The 15,912-nt window shown below is 46.0% G+C and carries 15 protein-coding genes and 1 pseudogene; 6 read left to right on the forward strand and 10 right to left on the reverse strand.

The window, feature by feature from the left end; translation table 11 throughout:
• Positions 1-11: 11 nt before the first annotated feature.
• On the reverse strand, positions 12-359 hold the full coding sequence (locus tag OSC7112_RS01360; RefSeq protein WP_015174236.1) for a DUF3082 domain-containing protein: 348 nt from the start codon (positions 357-359) through the stop codon (positions 12-14).
• Positions 360-542: 183 nt separating this feature from the next.
• Positions 543-1,520: a 4-(cytidine 5'-diphospho)-2-C-methyl-D-erythritol kinase gene (gene ispE, locus OSC7112_RS01365; RefSeq protein WP_015174237.1), complete on the reverse strand. Its 978-nt coding sequence runs from the start codon at positions 1,518-1,520 to the stop codon at positions 543-545.
• A gap of 90 nt (positions 1,521-1,610) precedes the next feature.
• On the opposite strand from ispE, the gene OSC7112_RS01370 reads away from it, so the two are divergent.
• Positions 1,611-3,137, forward strand: coding sequence for a sensor histidine kinase (locus tag OSC7112_RS01370; protein ID WP_015174238.1), 1,527 nt, complete (start codon positions 1,611-1,613; stop codon positions 3,135-3,137).
• A gap of 229 nt (positions 3,138-3,366) precedes the next feature.
• On the opposite strand, the gene rsmA is transcribed toward OSC7112_RS01370, so the two are convergent.
• Positions 3,367-4,179 (reverse strand): 16S rRNA (adenine(1518)-N(6)/adenine(1519)-N(6))-dimethyltransferase RsmA, encoded by an 813-nt coding sequence (rsmA, locus tag OSC7112_RS01375; RefSeq protein ID WP_015174239.1) that lies wholly within the window; start codon positions 4,177-4,179, stop codon positions 3,367-3,369.
• A 278-nt stretch (positions 4,180-4,457) separates the two neighbouring features.
• On the opposite strand from rsmA, the gene galK reads away from it, so the two are divergent.
• Positions 4,458-5,537 (forward strand): galactokinase, encoded by a 1,080-nt coding sequence (galK, locus tag OSC7112_RS01380; RefSeq protein ID WP_015174240.1) that lies wholly within the window; start codon positions 4,458-4,460, stop codon positions 5,535-5,537.
• Positions 5,538-5,675: 138 nt separating this feature from the next.
• Here the strand turns inward: galK and OSC7112_RS01385 are convergent.
• From OSC7112_RS01385 to OSC7112_RS01400, 5 genes and pseudogenes are all read right to left on the reverse strand, one after another.
• A pseudogene (locus tag OSC7112_RS01385) lies at positions 5,676-6,572 on the reverse strand (RNA-guided endonuclease InsQ/TnpB family protein); the annotation flags it as partial.
• A gap of 15 nt (positions 6,573-6,587) precedes the next feature.
• Positions 6,588-6,869, reverse strand: a complete 282-nt coding sequence (locus tag OSC7112_RS40635) for a helix-turn-helix domain-containing protein (RefSeq protein ID WP_223300733.1) — start codon at positions 6,867-6,869, stop codon at positions 6,588-6,590.
• 61 nt (positions 6,870-6,930) lie between these two features.
• The gene (locus tag OSC7112_RS01390) at positions 6,931-7,299 is read right to left on the reverse strand and encodes a hypothetical protein (protein ID WP_015174241.1); all 369 of its coding nucleotides are present in this window, start codon (positions 7,297-7,299) and stop codon (positions 6,931-6,933) included.
• 373 nt (positions 7,300-7,672) lie between these two features.
• The gene (locus tag OSC7112_RS01395; RefSeq protein WP_015174242.1) at positions 7,673-8,365 is read right to left on the reverse strand and encodes an SRPBCC family protein; all 693 of its coding nucleotides are present in this window, start codon (positions 8,363-8,365) and stop codon (positions 7,673-7,675) included.
• Between the two features lie 18 nt (positions 8,366-8,383).
• Positions 8,384-9,547: a baeRF3 domain-containing protein gene (locus OSC7112_RS01400; protein ID WP_015174243.1), complete on the reverse strand. Its 1,164-nt coding sequence runs from the start codon at positions 9,545-9,547 to the stop codon at positions 8,384-8,386.
• A gap of 255 nt (positions 9,548-9,802) precedes the next feature.
• On the opposite strand from OSC7112_RS01400, the gene OSC7112_RS01405 reads away from it, so the two are divergent.
• The 4 genes from OSC7112_RS01405 (at position 9,803) to OSC7112_RS01420 (ending at position 13,206) form a co-directional block, all read left to right on the forward strand.
• Positions 9,803-10,480: a hypothetical protein gene (locus OSC7112_RS01405; protein WP_015174244.1), complete on the forward strand. Its 678-nt coding sequence runs from the start codon at positions 9,803-9,805 to the stop codon at positions 10,478-10,480.
• Between the two features lie 182 nt (positions 10,481-10,662).
• Positions 10,663-11,262: a class I SAM-dependent methyltransferase gene (locus OSC7112_RS01410; protein ID WP_015174245.1), complete on the forward strand. Its 600-nt coding sequence runs from the start codon at positions 10,663-10,665 to the stop codon at positions 11,260-11,262.
• A gap of 408 nt (positions 11,263-11,670) precedes the next feature.
• Positions 11,671-12,312 carry an isochorismate family cysteine hydrolase YcaC gene (ycaC, locus tag OSC7112_RS01415; RefSeq protein ID WP_015174246.1) on the forward strand — a complete coding sequence of 214 codons (642 nt, stop codon included), beginning with the start codon at positions 11,671-11,673 and terminating at the stop codon, positions 12,310-12,312.
• Positions 12,313-12,624: 312 nt separating this feature from the next.
• Complete coding sequence (locus OSC7112_RS01420; protein ID WP_041622311.1) at positions 12,625-13,206, forward strand: putative antibiotic biosynthesis monooxygenase; 582 nt, start codon at positions 12,625-12,627, stop codon at positions 13,204-13,206.
• Between the two features lie 165 nt (positions 13,207-13,371).
• Here the strand turns inward: OSC7112_RS01420 and OSC7112_RS01425 are convergent, their stop codons facing one another.
• Together OSC7112_RS01425 and OSC7112_RS01430 are read right to left on the reverse strand one after the other, a co-directional pair.
• Complete coding sequence (locus OSC7112_RS01425; RefSeq protein ID WP_015174248.1) at positions 13,372-14,349, reverse strand: heme o synthase; 978 nt, start codon at positions 14,347-14,349, stop codon at positions 13,372-13,374.
• A 307-nt stretch (positions 14,350-14,656) separates the two neighbouring features.
• Positions 14,657-15,571, reverse strand: coding sequence for a COX15/CtaA family protein (locus tag OSC7112_RS01430; RefSeq protein WP_015174249.1), 915 nt, complete (start codon positions 15,569-15,571; stop codon positions 14,657-14,659).
• Between the last annotated feature and the right edge of the window lie 341 nt (positions 15,572-15,912).

Raw genomic sequence — 15,912 nt, forward strand, 5'->3', positions numbered from 1 at the left:
ATCTATAGATTTCAACCTGCGGGTTTTTTTACCAAATTTTGAATCAAAATTTGCACGGCTAGCAGCATCAAACCCACCGCCGCCAAAGCAAAAATACCAGTCCCCAAAGCAGCAATTCCTACTACCAAAGTTCGCACGGCTACCGAAATTTTAATCGCAGTAATATTGTCCGAATGAACTGGCTTACTTGCAAAACTTTGAGCGATCGACATAGTTAGCGCGTACAAAGGTACCGCAAAGCTGGCCGCCATCAGCGAACCAGTCAGACACCGCAATACCGTCGGCGACTTTGGCGGCAAAGCATCCTCAGCAGAAGTTGGAGGTTGAGAACTAGAATTAGGATTAGTTAAATCAGCCATTGCGATTTTAGATTTTAGATTTTAGATTTTAGATTTATGGTTGATTCACCAAAACTAAAATCCGTGTTGCATGACATATTATCAGTTCTTCGATCTCAATAGGGTCTGCGAAAAGTTAGATTAATCTTGACCCTCGCCTGTTAGACACGTTTAACGGGCGATGGCGATCGCACTCTGTTCGAGTTACACCCTCGAAATCGGCGGTTTCGTCTCGTTTCCCTCCGAAAAAATCTGAATCCCAGTATTGCTAAACTCTGCTACCCAAAAATCCAAATCAGGAGAAGCGATCGCACTTTTAACCCGTTCCATAACTTGCTGAGCCTGCTGTGAAGACTCCGCCAGCGCAAACACCGTCGGCCCGGAACCGGACATCATCGTTCCCAAAGCCCCCGCCGACTCAAAAGCCTCCCGCAACTGCAACACCTGCGGGTACACGGGCAAAGCAACTTTTTCTAAATCGTTGTGCAGCAATTGACCAATTTTCGATCGATCTTTTTGGGCGATCGCCCCCACCATCGGGCCCGAATGCAGCCGTTGCCGGCGGCACTCCAAATCTTCCGCTGCACAATAGGAACTACTGAACTGCTGGCGATAAGTTTGATACGCCCATGCCGTAGAAATACTGAGATTGCGGTACTTCGCCAACACCACAGAAAAGCCCCCCAAATCCGGCAATGGCGACAGTTTATCCCCGCGACCGGTTGCCAAAGCCGTACCTCCAGCAATGCAAAAAGGCACATCCGAACCCAAAGTTCCCCCCAACTCTTGCAACTCCGACTGAGTAAGTCCCAATTGCCACAGCAAATCCATCCCGACTAAAACCGCAGCCGCATTTGCAGAACCGCCGGCAAGCCCCGCCGCCACTGGAATCTGCTTGTGAATGGCAATTTCGACTCCGCCGTATTTCGCCAAAGCATCGGGGAATTGCTTCGCCAACAAATCCGCCGCCCGGTAGGCCAGGTTATTCTTATCAGGAGGGACTTGCGGGTGATCGCAGCGCACGCGAATCGTGTCCGTACCGATCGCGCGCAAGTTAATTCGATCGGCTAAATCTATGCTTTGAAGCACCATCGCCAATTCGTGATATCCGTCGGGGCGATCGCCTATGATTTCCAAATACAGATTGATTTTTGCTGAAGCTAACAGAGAATATGAACGCATAGGTGATTAAGCCGCAGGTGAAAGAAACCCCTGGTTGCAATTAATTGACACCAGTCCGAGTCCATTTTCTCACAACTCAAAGGAAATATTATGCAGGAAATGTGGAAAAGTTTTTTTACTTCCGGGCCATTTATTCCTCACGGCCACTGCTATCTCTGGCATACCCCATTAGTCTGGCTTCACGTTGCCTCAGATTCTATCATTGCACTCGCGTATTTTTCGATCCCAATTACATTGGTTTATTTTATTTCCAAACGCGAAGATTTGCCATTTAATTGGATCTTTGGTCTGTTTGGAGCCTTTATCGTCGCCTGTGGCATCACTCACATATTTGAGCTCTGGACACTTTGGCATCCTACCTATTGGCTTTCAGGAATAATGAAAGCAATTACTGCCCTTATTTCCTTTGCTACAGCCATACTTTTGGTAGACTTAATGCCTCAAGCCCTAGCACTTCCCAGTCCCGCCCAGTTAGAATCCGCCAACAGACTCCTAGAAGCTGAAATTGTCGAGCGCCAATTAGCCGAAGCTGCACTAAAAAAAGCCAAAGAAGAATTAGAAATTCGAGTTGAGGAACGCACCGCAGAGTTAAAGTCTCAAACTCAACACTTAGAATTGGCAAACCGACTCCTAGCATCGGAAATTGTCGAGCGCCAATTAGCCGAAGCTGCACTAAAAAAAGCTAAAGAAGAATTAGAAATTCGAGTTGAGGAACGCACCGCAGAGTTAAAGTTTCAAACTCAACAGCTCGAACAAGCCTTGTCTGAATTGAAGCAGGCTCAATCAAAGCTAATTCACAGCGAAAAAATGTCATCTTTGGGGCAATTGGTCGCTGGGGTTGCTCATGAAATCAACAATCCGATTAACTTTATTTACGCGAATGTTACTCACGCTCGCGAGTATGCCGATAGTTTGCTAGAATTGCTGAATATCTATCAAGAGCAGTATCCGAATCCCCTACCCACACTTAAAGAAAAACTCCAGTCTGTAGATTTAGATTTTATTATCTACGATCTACCAAAAATATTAATTTCTATGAAAAACGGGGCCGAGCGCATTCTCGGTATTGTCAAGTCGCTGCGAGTTTTTTCGCGCCATGACGAAGCAGAAATGAAATTAGCCGACGTTCACGAAGGAATTGACAGCACACTGATGATTTTGCAAAGCAGATTGAATGCTAAGCCCGGTTTGGCGAATATTCAAGTTATCAAAGAATATGGCAATTTACCCCGAATAGAGTGCTACCCCGGACAGCTAAATCAAGTGTTTATGAATATCCTGGCTAATGCTATTGATGCTTTAGAAGAGGACAGCCACAGCGAGGCAATTGCAGCCAATGAAGCTAATCCTCCCCTCATCAAAGTTTCTACCAAACTTTCAGACAGTGAAGTGGTAGAAATCCGAATTAGCAACAACGGGCCAGAAATAACCGAAGCGGTGAGGGATCAGTTATTTAATCCATTTTTTACCACTAAACCAGTAGGTAAAGGCACGGGATTGGGTTTATCGATTGGCTATCAAATTATCACAGTAAGACATAAAGGCGAATTGCAGTGTATTTCTGCACCGGGTCAAGGTGCAGAATTTATTATTAAAATTCCGATTAGCCTGCAATAAACCTTTAAAAATCCACAACAAACCTCATTTAAAAAATTTGTAGTCAGGCGGAAGAGTCCTTATTTATAAAAAAAAAACAGCAGATCCAGATTCCAGACTTCTTTAAAAATTCCAGTATCTATAGCGGTTCTCAAGCGTGGTGAGGTATGCCCGATGCCCTGCGCGGACCGATGCCCTGTGCCTTATGTTACTGAGAAAGGTTATAACAGAATCCTGAACTTCAAACATCCTACATAAGATTATTGCTCAACTTGACCCATTGCTCCACGCTTAAATCTTCAGCGCGAGATTGAGGATTTATCTGTAACTCTTCTAGCAATTGAACGAGTTTATCTAAATCCACAGCCCCTTTCAAATTGTTTCGCAGCATCTTGCGCTTGCTACCAAATCCCAACTTAACTAAATTCTCCAAATAGCGCGGATTAACCGCCGCAGTTTCTATCTGTCTGGGAAGCAGCCGCACCACGGCAGAATCGACTTTTGGCGGCGGAAAAAAGTCTTTAGACGGCACATCGCAAATTAACTCGCATTCTGCTAAATACTGCACCCGCACCGACAAAGCCCCAAAAGCTGTCGAACCCGGTTTAGCGTAAAGCCTTTGGGCTACTTCTTTCTGCACTAACAGCACGATCGCATCGAAGGGTTTAGCAGCAGGAACAGATATCGTTCCCAGCAGTTTTTGCAGGATCGGGCCGGTGATATTATAAGGAATATTGGCAACAACTTTATTGGGATTTTGGAATTTGGGAAATGCTGTTAGTTCAGCATCTAAGTCCATTTCCAGGAAGTCGCCTTGCAGCAGTAAAAAATTGTCGGTTTTGCCGAGTTGTTTGGCTAGCTTGAGACACAAATCTCGATCGATCTCCACAGCAACAACAGACTCAGCCGCAGGGAGCAAACGCCGAGTCAAAATCCCCGTACCCGGCCCAATTTCCAGGACGCGATCGCCATCCAAAGAAGCCGCTTTCACAATCTTATCTAAGGCTTTCTCGCTTTTGAGCCAATGTTGAGCAAACTGTTTCCGGGGTCTGGTCGATCGCATTTTTTGAATTTTTGGAGAAATCTTAGCCTGTCATTCTATCACAGCTCAATATCTTTTCCCAACCTACGGTGATGTTTATTTTTGTTAACAGGGGTTGAATTCACCAAAAAACTTGGGCACTATAATAAGGACAAACGATAAAAAATAAATTTATTTCTTCCCAATTACCAACAGCACAACACGTAAGTCACGGAGACACGGATAGCTGTTTTTCCAAATAACCAATAACCCATAACCAATAACAAATAACCAAGAACCAATTACCAATTCCCCCAAAAATGAAATTCCAACGAGTATTTGGTACATTACCCAAAATCACAGCCAGCGCCCCCGGCCGAGTAAACCTGCTGGGCGAACACACAGACTACAACGATGGATTTGTACTTCCAACTGCGATTCCCCAGCGCACCACAGTACAAATTGGCTTCAGCAGCGACAATCGACACCATTTTTATTCAGCGGAATATGACGAACTCATAAATTATTCAGACGAAGATACCATACCGCAAAAATTCGTCACTTATATCTGTGGCTGCCTGAGACTTTTAGAAAAAGAAGGATACAAAATACCGCCAATAAATCTCTACATTACCTCCAATGTGCCGATCGGAGCCGGTTTGTCCAGCAGCGCCGCTTTAGAAATAGCCACCCTCAGAGGAGTGCGCGCGCTGCTGAACCTCCCCCTAGACGACGTGCGCCTAGCTCAAATCGGCCAGCAAGCCGAAATTCGGTATGCCGGCTTGAACTGTGGCATCATGGATCAAATGGCGTCGAGTTTAGCAGACACCAACACCATGCTATTGATCGACACCCGCAGCCTCGAATGCCGCCCGATACCTTTTCCCGCAGACACAGAAATTTTAGTAATTGACAGCGGCGAAAGCCACCAACTAGCAGCAGGAAGCGGCTACAACAAGCGGCGCGCCGAGTGCGAGGAATCGGCGCGGATATTGGGAGTTAAAGCTCTCAGGGATATCGCCGATCCCCAAGCTGTCGAAGTATTGCCGGAACCCCTCAGAAAGCGAGCGCGGCACGTCGTTACCGAAAACAACCGCGTACTCGAAGCGGTAAAATCTTTGTCAGCAAAACGTTTTGGCGAGTTAATGAATGCTTCCCACGCCAGTCAGCGCGACGACTACGAAGTTTCGGTGCCGGCAGTAGACACGCTGGCGGCAATCTTGCAGTCAATCCCCGGAGTCTTCGGCGCAAGGCTGACGGGCGGAGGTTTTGGCGGTGCTTGCGTAGCCTTGGTGGAGAGTGGGAAAGCCGGTGCGATCGCATCCGAGGCGATCGATCGCTACCAGCGCGCGGGTTATAGCGGCCGCGTTTTGGTTCCCGAAATTAAAGTTAATTCTTAACGCCAGAACTATCTGCTTCACAGAACTTAGCCAAACTTATTCAAGTCGAACTATTCAACCAGGTTTCATCCCAGAGGGTATGCTTCCTGTTTCAACCAAGGGAGTCGGCTCCAACTTGTCCACAGGCGTAAATTTCGGTCAAGCCAACCGTACTTTTTCTTGAGGAGCACACTCAAGATTAATTGCGGCGTTTTCGTCCCGATCTTGGATGTTTCCGCAGTCGGGATTTTGGCACACAAATACCCGCTCTGAAAGCTTCATCTGTTGAACATGACTACATTTAGAACAAGTTTTAGAACTGGGATACCAACGGTCAACCAGTTCTACTTTTGTGCCATAATGAGCCTGTTTATAAGTTAGCTGACGACGGATTTCGTAAAAACAATTATTACTGATATTACTGACCGCATCAGCCAACTTACTATTAGCCATCATCCCTGAAACATTCAAATCCTCAATCCGAATAGTTTCAGCTTTCCGACTTAAATCCGTCGTCATTTTCTGCGTTGTATCTTGCCTGATATTAGCAAGATGCGCGTGTTGACGTGCCAATTCTTTGTAAAATTTACGAGCATTATTTGATGCCTTGATTTTAAGTTTTTTGTTCCCAAGAACCTTGTGACGATTACGCCATTGAAGTTTGCCTAGCTTGGTTTTCGCTGTTTTTGTGGCAATCGGCATATCGTATACTGAACCATCGGAACAAGTCGCTAAAGCTTTGACGCCCAAATCAACACCAATCTTTTGTATGGGGTGAATAATGGGCGGAATTTTCTCAGCATCCAAAACGAATGAAACAAACCATCGATCGGCAGTCCTAGAAATTGTAAATGTTGGAGAACTGCACGTAAAGTCGATTCGTTCTTTCAATCTAAATGTTGACAATCCTGGCAATTTAATTTGTTGACCGGGGTAGATTGTCACTCGATTGGTAAACGGTAAAGCAGGTTGACCGGGTGTGGGGTAGATTCCCGATGTTTTGTAAACGGTAAAAGAGTCGCCTTTTTTCTTAGTTTTATTTTGTGGAAACTCGGCTAATCCTTTACGCCATCAGCCAAAAGCATTTTTCAGAGCGATAAATGCAGACTGATAAACAGTCGATGGATATTTCTTCATCCATGAGTTTTCAGCCTCTGACATTATGACTTGAGTAAATACTTTTTTGATGGCATCAATCCGTTTCGAGTCACTGGCTTTAATACCTTCAAATCCCCAACTTGACTGGATCAGATTTAAAGCAAAATTGTACACCCAACGCTTAAAACCAGCGTTCCCACGCATCTGCGAGGTTTCCACCTTATTAAGTTTTAGTTCACGTTTGATGGCGTACATTTTTGACCACATTAAAGTTATCGGGAAGAGCAAGTATGAGTAAGTTTAACAAAGTTTTTGGCTATTTAGTTGAACTATCTCCCGGTAGCGAAGGCCACCGCACAGTCACGATTACCGAATCCTCCTCGGCAGACCAATAATGAGGCACTCCCGGCAGCCAGAGAGCATAATCTCCTTCGCGAGAAAGCAAGATTTCTTGCTCTGGAAATTGCAGCCGAAAGCGCCCTTTTACCAGGATAGAAAGCGTCGTGGCTTGTGCATTTACCGCCCACTGAGTCCTGCAATCTCCGGCGGGGTGAGTGCCCCATTTTACCTCTAAAACTGAAGTCGATCGCGGGTCATCGCCCGGCGTCATAAAGTGACCCGCAAACCAACCGCCCCGACTTGCACCTTCAGCGCCCGCATTTCCGAAAACCACTTGAGATGACATCAGTTAATCAGGTAAACAACAAATAGGTTGAGAGTACAAACTCTACGTTTTGTACTCAAGGACATCCCGCTCGATCGCTCGTGTCGTAGGGACACTCCAAGAGTCCATAGGTGTCAACTTAACGTACAACCGATAGTCCGACAGGGGTTGAAACCCCTGCCTCAAAGCTAAAGTCGTCGGTCGCCGACTAATGAGTTTTTCAGTCCTCTTTGAGAGGACTTTCGCTATGAGACAGGGAATTCATTCCCTGGCGGACTAACGGGTGGGCGGGAGGATTGGTGGACAAAAAGCTTAAGTTGAACACCTATGGGCTTGTCCTAAGTCCCTACACTCGCCGTGTCCCTACAAGGGCTTAAGACCAAAAGTGCGATACTTACTTGCGGCCAGAAGATTGACCTTCCGTCGTCGCTATTTCCCCTGTTTCCATCCACTGCTTAAAGCGACGTAAATCATCTGCAATTTGCTGTTCGGGAGCTTCGCCAAATAGTTTAGCAGCACCAGCACCAATTGCACCGCCCGGAGGGTTGTATTCGATGACAACTTTTACCTCAGTACCGCGTCCCGCTGGTGCAGGTTGAAAGCGCACAAAGCCAGAATTGTCAACATCAGCTCCTTCCACAGACGCCCAAGCAATTAAGCGATTTTCTTCTTCGCGGACAATCTCTGCATCCCATTCCACACTATTGTCCATCGGCGCGCTGGCAATCCAGTGAGAACGTTTTTCATCAATGACCGTAACGTGTTTGAGATGCTTCATAAACCGAGGTAAATTTTCAAAATTGCGCCATAAACGGTACAATTCATCAGCCGGTTTGTCGATCGTCACCGTCTTTTCAACTTTAATGCTTTGATTCGGATCTGCTGCCGACTGCAAACCCTCCACAACCCCCAGCCCGCGCGCCGCTAAACCGCCGCCCGCAACCGCCAGCAAAGCACCTCGCAAAGAACGCTGCGACAAACCAAAAAGCACCAGCGCCCCGCCACCAATTAAAGATGCCCAGCGTTCGGTATCGCTGGTGTTAGTTGGGTTTTTTTTGTCGGAATTTGTCATTGAACTAGATTCCATTGCTTTAAGCCTGGTAAATTAATAGCGAAAAATAGCAGCTAAAGGCCCCTTGTCCGGCACTTGTTCCGGCGGCACCGCGTAAACAGTTCCGCCGTTGAGAATAGTTTGAATTGCTGCCGCATTCAACAAATCTTCGTCGCCCAATTCTGCATCTGGGTGGATTTGCACCGCGTTCGTATCGGGATTAAAAGTACCCCACTGTTGAACGCCAAGAGCAACAAACAGTCGATCGACCCGTCCAAAATAAGCAGCCGAAACAGCTTCTTTCAAATCGGCAGAAATTTTATCGCTTCCTGTCAGATCGCGGTATTGTGCGATCGCCTCTGACAGAGCCTGCAAAAACAAAGGTTCCACCAGCGGCAAAGCTTCTGCCCGCAACTCTTCCGGCTTGAGAAGTTTCTGATTGCCTCTAATTCCTTCTTCAACTAAATGCGGGTAGGTATTGGCTTCTCGGTAAAGCGGGAGCAAATACTCAACTCCAGCTAACACTAAAGGAGCTTTTTTATTGTGCAAATATTTTTGCAGCGTCGCATCGATTATGTGGAAATACTGCAATATTTCCTGCTGGGGATCATCTCGATCCGGACTTCCTTGGCCGTGAAAACTTCCCGGATGCTGAGCAGGATTATTAGTGCCTCCTTTTGAAGTAGCAATCCGATACTGACCTTCTTTAGAAGTAGGGTCAGATTGCAGAGCCTCCTCAAGGCTTTTCGGCAAGTCTTCAACTTCAACTTCCCTAGCACTATAAGCAGTACACTCAATCAGTCTCACTTGCTTTTGACTGAGAGCTAAAACATAAAATAAATTATCTCCTGTCAGCAGAGGCATCAGCGGTTTGACGTGAAAATTGTCGCTCACCACCACTAATTCCTCAAAATTAACCGGACAGCTATAGTATCGGAAAAATCCCGAACCGACAAAAATAGCCAGCAGATTGCTTTGATTTTCCCAAAATTTTTCCCGGTCAATTTCTGCTCGAACTGGATCTAGCAATTCCACCGCTTCTTTCTTATCAAATCCGTACTCTACTATTTTGTCTTCAGCCTCTTTGATTAAATTTTTGAACCGAATCGGATTTTGTTGAATTTCTGTTCCTTGAGCGACTGGCATATAAATTGAGGCGCACAATCCAGGAGATTGTTGTACCAGCGCTTTGAGTTCCTCTACAGATATTAAATTCACCGCTGAAACTCCTTTTCTAATCAGGGGTTGTGTAATGAAAACAACCGATTCTTTAAAATGTATCTCTCCTGACGTGGCTCCTGCGTCTGCCTAAAGTAAGGATCGGCTGCTGTAGAGCATTTCATCCCCGAACTAACACGGGGTTTGCAGCCGCTGTTCCAATCGAACTGCCGATCACCTAAGATAGACGGCGCTAACTCGGCCGCAACTCTACCATAATTTAGTTTAGTCGGGTTCCAATGCTCGTTATATCTGATGAAAACAAAACTGTTTCTGGGTTTGCTGTGGGCAACATTTATTGCCTACACCTTGCTGCTAGCTCCTCTCGATCGACCCGGAACGCTAACAGTTATGGAAAAAATGCTCAAATTCCAGCTAGAAGGAATTAACCCCTACCTTGTCACTGTATTCGCTCTCATGGGAGTGTGGCCGATGGTCTACGCTTGCCTCCTATTCATTGATGAGAGAACCCAAAATATATCCGCTTGGCCTGCTTTCATCGCTGCCAACGGCGCCGGCATCATCGGCTTAATTCCCTACTTACTCCTCCGCCAGCCCCAGGCACAATTTTCCGGGCGCAAAGATATGTCGGTCAAAATATCAGACTCCCGCTGGACAGGCATTGTACTTTTACTAACTACTATCTGGCTGTTAGCTTGGGCTTGGTTAAATGGAGATTGGGGAGATTATGTCAAGCAGTGGCAGTCAATTCCTTTTGTGCATTTAATAACTTGGGATTGTTGCTTGATGGCTGTAATATTTTCCTCACTTTTGGGAGACGACATGGCACGCCGCGGACTCTCGGACGATCGCATTTTTTGGGCAGTCTCTCTAGTTCCGCTGTTAGGGCCGCTAGTTTATCTTTGTCTGCGCCCCCCTCTGCCAGAATCTCCAACAGAAATCGCCACTTTCCCACTCACAGCCGGAAATTGAAACAGTGAAAAATTTGGTAGTTTCAAGATTTAATGATATAGGAGTAAAGTTTATTTCCTTCTCGTCTGCTCGTGCCTGCCTCTCCAACGAAAGCGTTAAGGGCATTGGTGTAGTCTGTGCGTAGCGCGGACAAAAATTGTAATTGTCCTGAAAATCTCGATCGACACTTGTGAGGTGACTCTGTGGAGCCAAATGATACATCTGCCCGCTACGACCGAATTGCCCAATGGTGGCAAACTCAGCATCAAGATTCAACCTACGGGATTGCTCAATTAGAACGGGCGATTAAATTTACTTCTAAGCAGCACGCAGCACTTGATGTCGGGTGTGGAAGCAGCGGACGTTTTATCAACAGTTTATCCAAGCATGGATTTGGGGCTGAAGGACTTGATATTTCTAGGGAAATGATCGATTTAGCCCAGCGGCTACATCCAGAAATCACGTTTTACCGGGAAGACATTTGTGATTGGCTGCCGCCGAAACTTTACAGCCTGATTGCAGCGTGGGACAGCACGTTTCATCTGCCAATCAACAAGCAAGCGCCTGTGATACAAAAGCTATGCGATGCGCTTGAACCCGATGGAGTGCTTCTATTCACTTGTGGCGGCGGACATACAAGCAGCGAGGTTTCGGGAGCATTTCAAGGTCAAGAATTTGATTACAGCACTTTGGGTGTAGATACTTTCCTGCAAATTCTGGTTGACCATCATTGCACCTGCCGCCATCTCGAATATGACCAGTATCCTGAAAATCATGTTTATATAATTGCCCAAAAGACCTAATTTATCATTCGCACGATTAAGCTGTGGGATGTCGCAACTGGGCGCTGTATTAAGATGTTGATGGGCGATCGCTTGTATGAAGGTATGAATATTCGAGGCCGGGCGGGATTGACGAACGCTCAAAAAGCGACATTGAAAGCGTTAGGGGCGTTGGTGTAACGTGTGTCGAGATTAGGGCGATCGCCTTAACTCAGCGCTTAACTTGCGGATCTTTAGTGGTGAAATTTGGTAAGATTTTGCAAACAGAGTTCATGCCGCAACAGGTTACGCCATAAGCCATTTAGAGGAAATAGATGTTTTGCTTTTAATAAAAAAGCACATTTAAGTTGTACAACTCAAGGCTTTCTGATTCTTGACTCCATTCTGCAATTCCTCATTCACCCATAACCAAAATAGGAGAAATACCTCATGTCTACATTCAAATACAACCGTCTAGACAAGAATAATGCTGCGGTTTTGTTGGTCGATCACCAAACAGGATTGTTCTCTCTCGTGCGCGATATTGGTGCCGCCGACTTCAAAAATAATGTGCTGGCGCTGGCAAGTGCAGCCAAGTTTTTCAACCTGCCTACAATTTTGACAACTAGCTTTGAGGATGGCCCCAATGGAGTCATCATGCCTGAACTGAAGGAGAAGTTTCCAGATGCTCCCTTTATTCCGCGTCCCGGACAAATCAACGCTTGGGACAACGAGGACTTTGTTAAAGCAGTAGAAGCAACAGGCAAAAAGCAATTGATTATTGCCGGAATTGTCACTGATGTATGTGTTACTTTTTGTGCGCTTTCGGCATTGGAGGCAGGTTATGAGGTTTTTGTTGTCACCGATGCTTCTGGAACCTTCGATGAAGCCTGTCGCTATGCAGCTTGGGATCGAATGTCTCGTGCTGGAGTTCAGTTGGTCAATTGGTTTAGCGTTGTGTGTGAATTGCACCGTGACTGGCGCAACGATATTGAAGGACTGGGTAGTCTGTTAGCAGGGTTTATTCCTGACTACAAAAACCTGATGACTAGCTATGCAGCAACGACTAAGGCTGGATCTCCCAGCAAGTAGTGAGAAAGCGCCTCGTTTATTTAGCTCCTGTGTAACTGAGTTAATATTGTCATCGCTAGGTTATCAATTTTACGTGGAACGTAGCGGTGGCAACTACTTCGTTTTAAGTCACGTAGAGGGTATTTTTAATACCTCTTGTCAATGATTGTAAGTCTTTTTATAGTCATTTCATTTCATGCCAAAACTTCGCGATCGCATTCGTTAATCTCCCTTCTGTTTCAAGACGTGCTGCCGAAAACTGCCCAGCAATTTGGTGTCTTTAGGGTGGTTGTTCTGAATAAAACTTTTCTCTCAGTTAATTCTCTAAATTCTATGTTGGAAGAACCGTTGGCGAGCAATACCAGTGAAGAAAACTATCTAGTCACCGCTGTGATCTCTCATGTCGTGAAACCGGGGCGCGAGGAAGGTTACGAAGCCTGGTTTCATGGCATCGCCGCAGATGCACGAAAATTCAAAGGACATCTGGGTGTGAGCACTATTCGACCCCAGCATCACGCCCATCCTGAGTACGTGGTCATTCTCAAGTTCGATTGCTACGACAATCTCAAGGCCTGGTTAGAATCTGATGTTCGGCGAGAGTGGATTGAGCGATTGCAGCCTTTGATTGAAAAGCCAGAAGATATTCAAACCCTGACCGGATTGGAAACCTGGTTTACGCTGCCCAATAAATCGATGAAGGCTCCACCCCCTCGCTACAAAATGGCGTTAGTTACATGGTTGGGAGTGTTTTTTACCATTTCTATTCTCAATCGTTTGCTGGTACCGCTACTATCAGGGCTTCCTGCCTTGCTCACATCTCTGATGATTACAGGTCTGACTGTGATCCTGCTCACCTATTTAGTCATGCCGCGCTTAACACAATTATTTCGCAAATGGCTATATCCCATTCCCTAAAGTAAACAAACAAAACCCGCTAGATGCGGGCTGAATTTTAAGAATTACAATTTAACTCCCTACTAGGACTTACGCAGAAACCGGGTTTTTTAGGACAATAGTGCATTTGAGACTTTAATCCTGGTGAAAAACCCGGTTTCTTTGGTATTTATGCGTAAGTCCTAACTACATCACAACTGCACTAATCAAAGTTTGCACATTTTGTACGAGAGCAGTAGTAAAATTATGAGTCACAGGCAAACTGTCAACTACTATGCCAGCGCACAATAGCATCAGATAGAGAATAGAGTATTTGAAGAGCGATCGCGCAACAATCTTATCCTCTGGAGTCTGCAACAGCAACCAAGCTTTTTGGGCAAAAATAGCACCGAGGAAAATAGCTGTTCCGGCATACACCGCGCCGGCTAAATTCAGGGGATAAACTAGCAGCAAAGTTGCAGGAATCATCAATAGCGTGTAAATCCAAATTTGGCGGGCTGTCTCTTCGTCGCCCTCAATTACCGGTAACATCGGGACGCCTACTTCCTTGTATTCGTCGCGAATCATCATTGCTAATGCCCAAAAATGCGGCGGTGTCCACAGGAAGATAATCCCAAACAGCAGCCACGCACCCCAACTCAAATCTCCCGTCACCGCAGCCCACCCAACTAGCGGCGGAATCGCCCCTGCTGCACCGCCAATGACGATGTTTTGCACGCTGTGGCGCTTCAGCCAGTGGGTGTAAATTAGGACGTAGAAAACGATGCCTGACATTGCTAGCAATGCGGCTAATAAGTTGGCAACAACTGTGAGCAATGTAAAGGATATTGTAGCTAGGGCGATCGCAAATATCAAAGCATCCCGCTTCTTGACACGCCCGGAAGGAATCGGCCGCCACCGGGTGCGCTCCATAATATAATCGATGTCGCTGTCGTAAACACAATTAATCGTATTCGCCGAGGCAGAAGCTAAAGCGCCTCCGGTAATAGTTGATACCAGCAATAGCGGCTCGACTTCTCCTTTGGCGGCCATCCACATTCCTGCTGATGTGGTGATTAGCAGCAGTAAAATAATTCTGGGTTTTGTTAGTTGATAGTAACTTTTCACGACTTGCGAAAAGTTTTCGTGGAGGCGGGGGCTATTGTTTGTAAGAACTTCTTGCATCGGTTATTAGTTGTTAGTTGTTAGTTGTCAGTTAGTTGTCATTGGTTCGTAGGGGCGGGTTTTACGAGAGATATCTGCCGTAGCTAAAAGGATTAATAAACCCGCCCCCACCGACGAGAGATAAATCAGCCCTCTCTTACTCAAGGAATAGATAAATCTGCGTTTTATATCCTGTCCGGTTGATTGGTGCTTGTATGGGCGGGGCGGGTTTATGAAACTGTTGGCTTTTATCGAGAATCATGGTGAACCCGCCCCTACAAGACCTTGGATTATAATAATAACGATGCTACCGGACATAATATTACTCTCAAGCTGATAAAACTCGATCGCGCCAAGCTAAAACACTAAAAGCTACCAGGGTTCCCAGCAAAGCAGCACCGACTGCTTGGTGGGCGACTGTCAGCGGTTCTACCTGAAGGTGCAGCCGGAATGTTGCTAATCCCAGAACTAATTGAGCAATGAGGCAAACACTCGCCCAATTAGCCAGTTTTCGCAAGTTTGGACTCAGTGCAGGCTGCCGCCAAGCCATGACTGCTACGGCTAAAGTCGCTGCTGTAGCTGGTACGATACCCGCGATGTGGCTGTTCATTACCGAGCACAATTCTGAGGAGCTCAAACATTGGTGCAGTGCCCATCTAGAGCCTACTAATGCTCCTAGCAAACTTTGCAGGTAAACTAACAGTGCTGCGATCGAACTTACCCAAGCCAATTTGCCGACATTTCCTGTAGCTTGGTAGGGAGTCAGCATGAAACCGATGACTAGCAGGGCGCCAAAAAATAGTAAAGCTGTTCCCAAGTGAGCGGTAACGATGTCAAATCTCAGCAGTTGTGTTACTGTCAAGCCGCCCAATACGCCTTGAAAAACGATTAAAAATAGTGCTCCGGCGCTCGCAATCGGCAGCCATTTTGGCAGGCGGCTGCGGTAAAACAAAGATAGTCCTAAAAGTGCGATCGCGCTTAAGCCAATTGCTGCTGCGTCCAACCGGTGAAACCATTCCAGAAATACCTGCAAATTCATTTGCGCTGCGGGTATTAATTGACCGTAGCACAGCGGCCAGTCGGGGCAAGCGAGCCCCGCATTCATGACTCGCGTGGCGCTGCCTACAGCCATTAACAGCCAGGTTGCGATCGCAATTTTCCACACTAGGCCGCGGATAATATCTTTTGGCTGCCACTGCACTCCTGCTGCTGCGTTTGGCTGATTTAAAACTGAGTTTGCCATGAACTTTACCTTAGCCTTTGTTATCGATCGAACTTAATGAAATAGCGAGCTTTTACTTTTGCTGAGCTTAGCCGAGCTTAACACTCTTTTTCTGTGACAAACCGTCATATATACTACCTTAGCGACATCGCAATCCAATTAGTTTGTCTTTAGATATTTTTCAACTTTCCTCTTTACATTACAAAGTATTGCAGCTATTTTTATAAATTTCAACAAACTTTAATTATTTTACCGAACCCTTTGCTGTTACAGCCTCCCTCCCAGTCCCAACCGCGGAGAAAAATAAAGATATGATTAAGAAAAGCTTTTTTTCAAATGTTTATGATATGTAACCAACTTTA

Source organism: Oscillatoria nigro-viridis PCC 7112, from assembly GCF_000317475.1.
In the GTDB taxonomy this organism is placed as follows: domain Bacteria; phylum Cyanobacteriota; class Cyanobacteriia; order Cyanobacteriales; family Microcoleaceae; genus Microcoleus; species Microcoleus nigroviridis.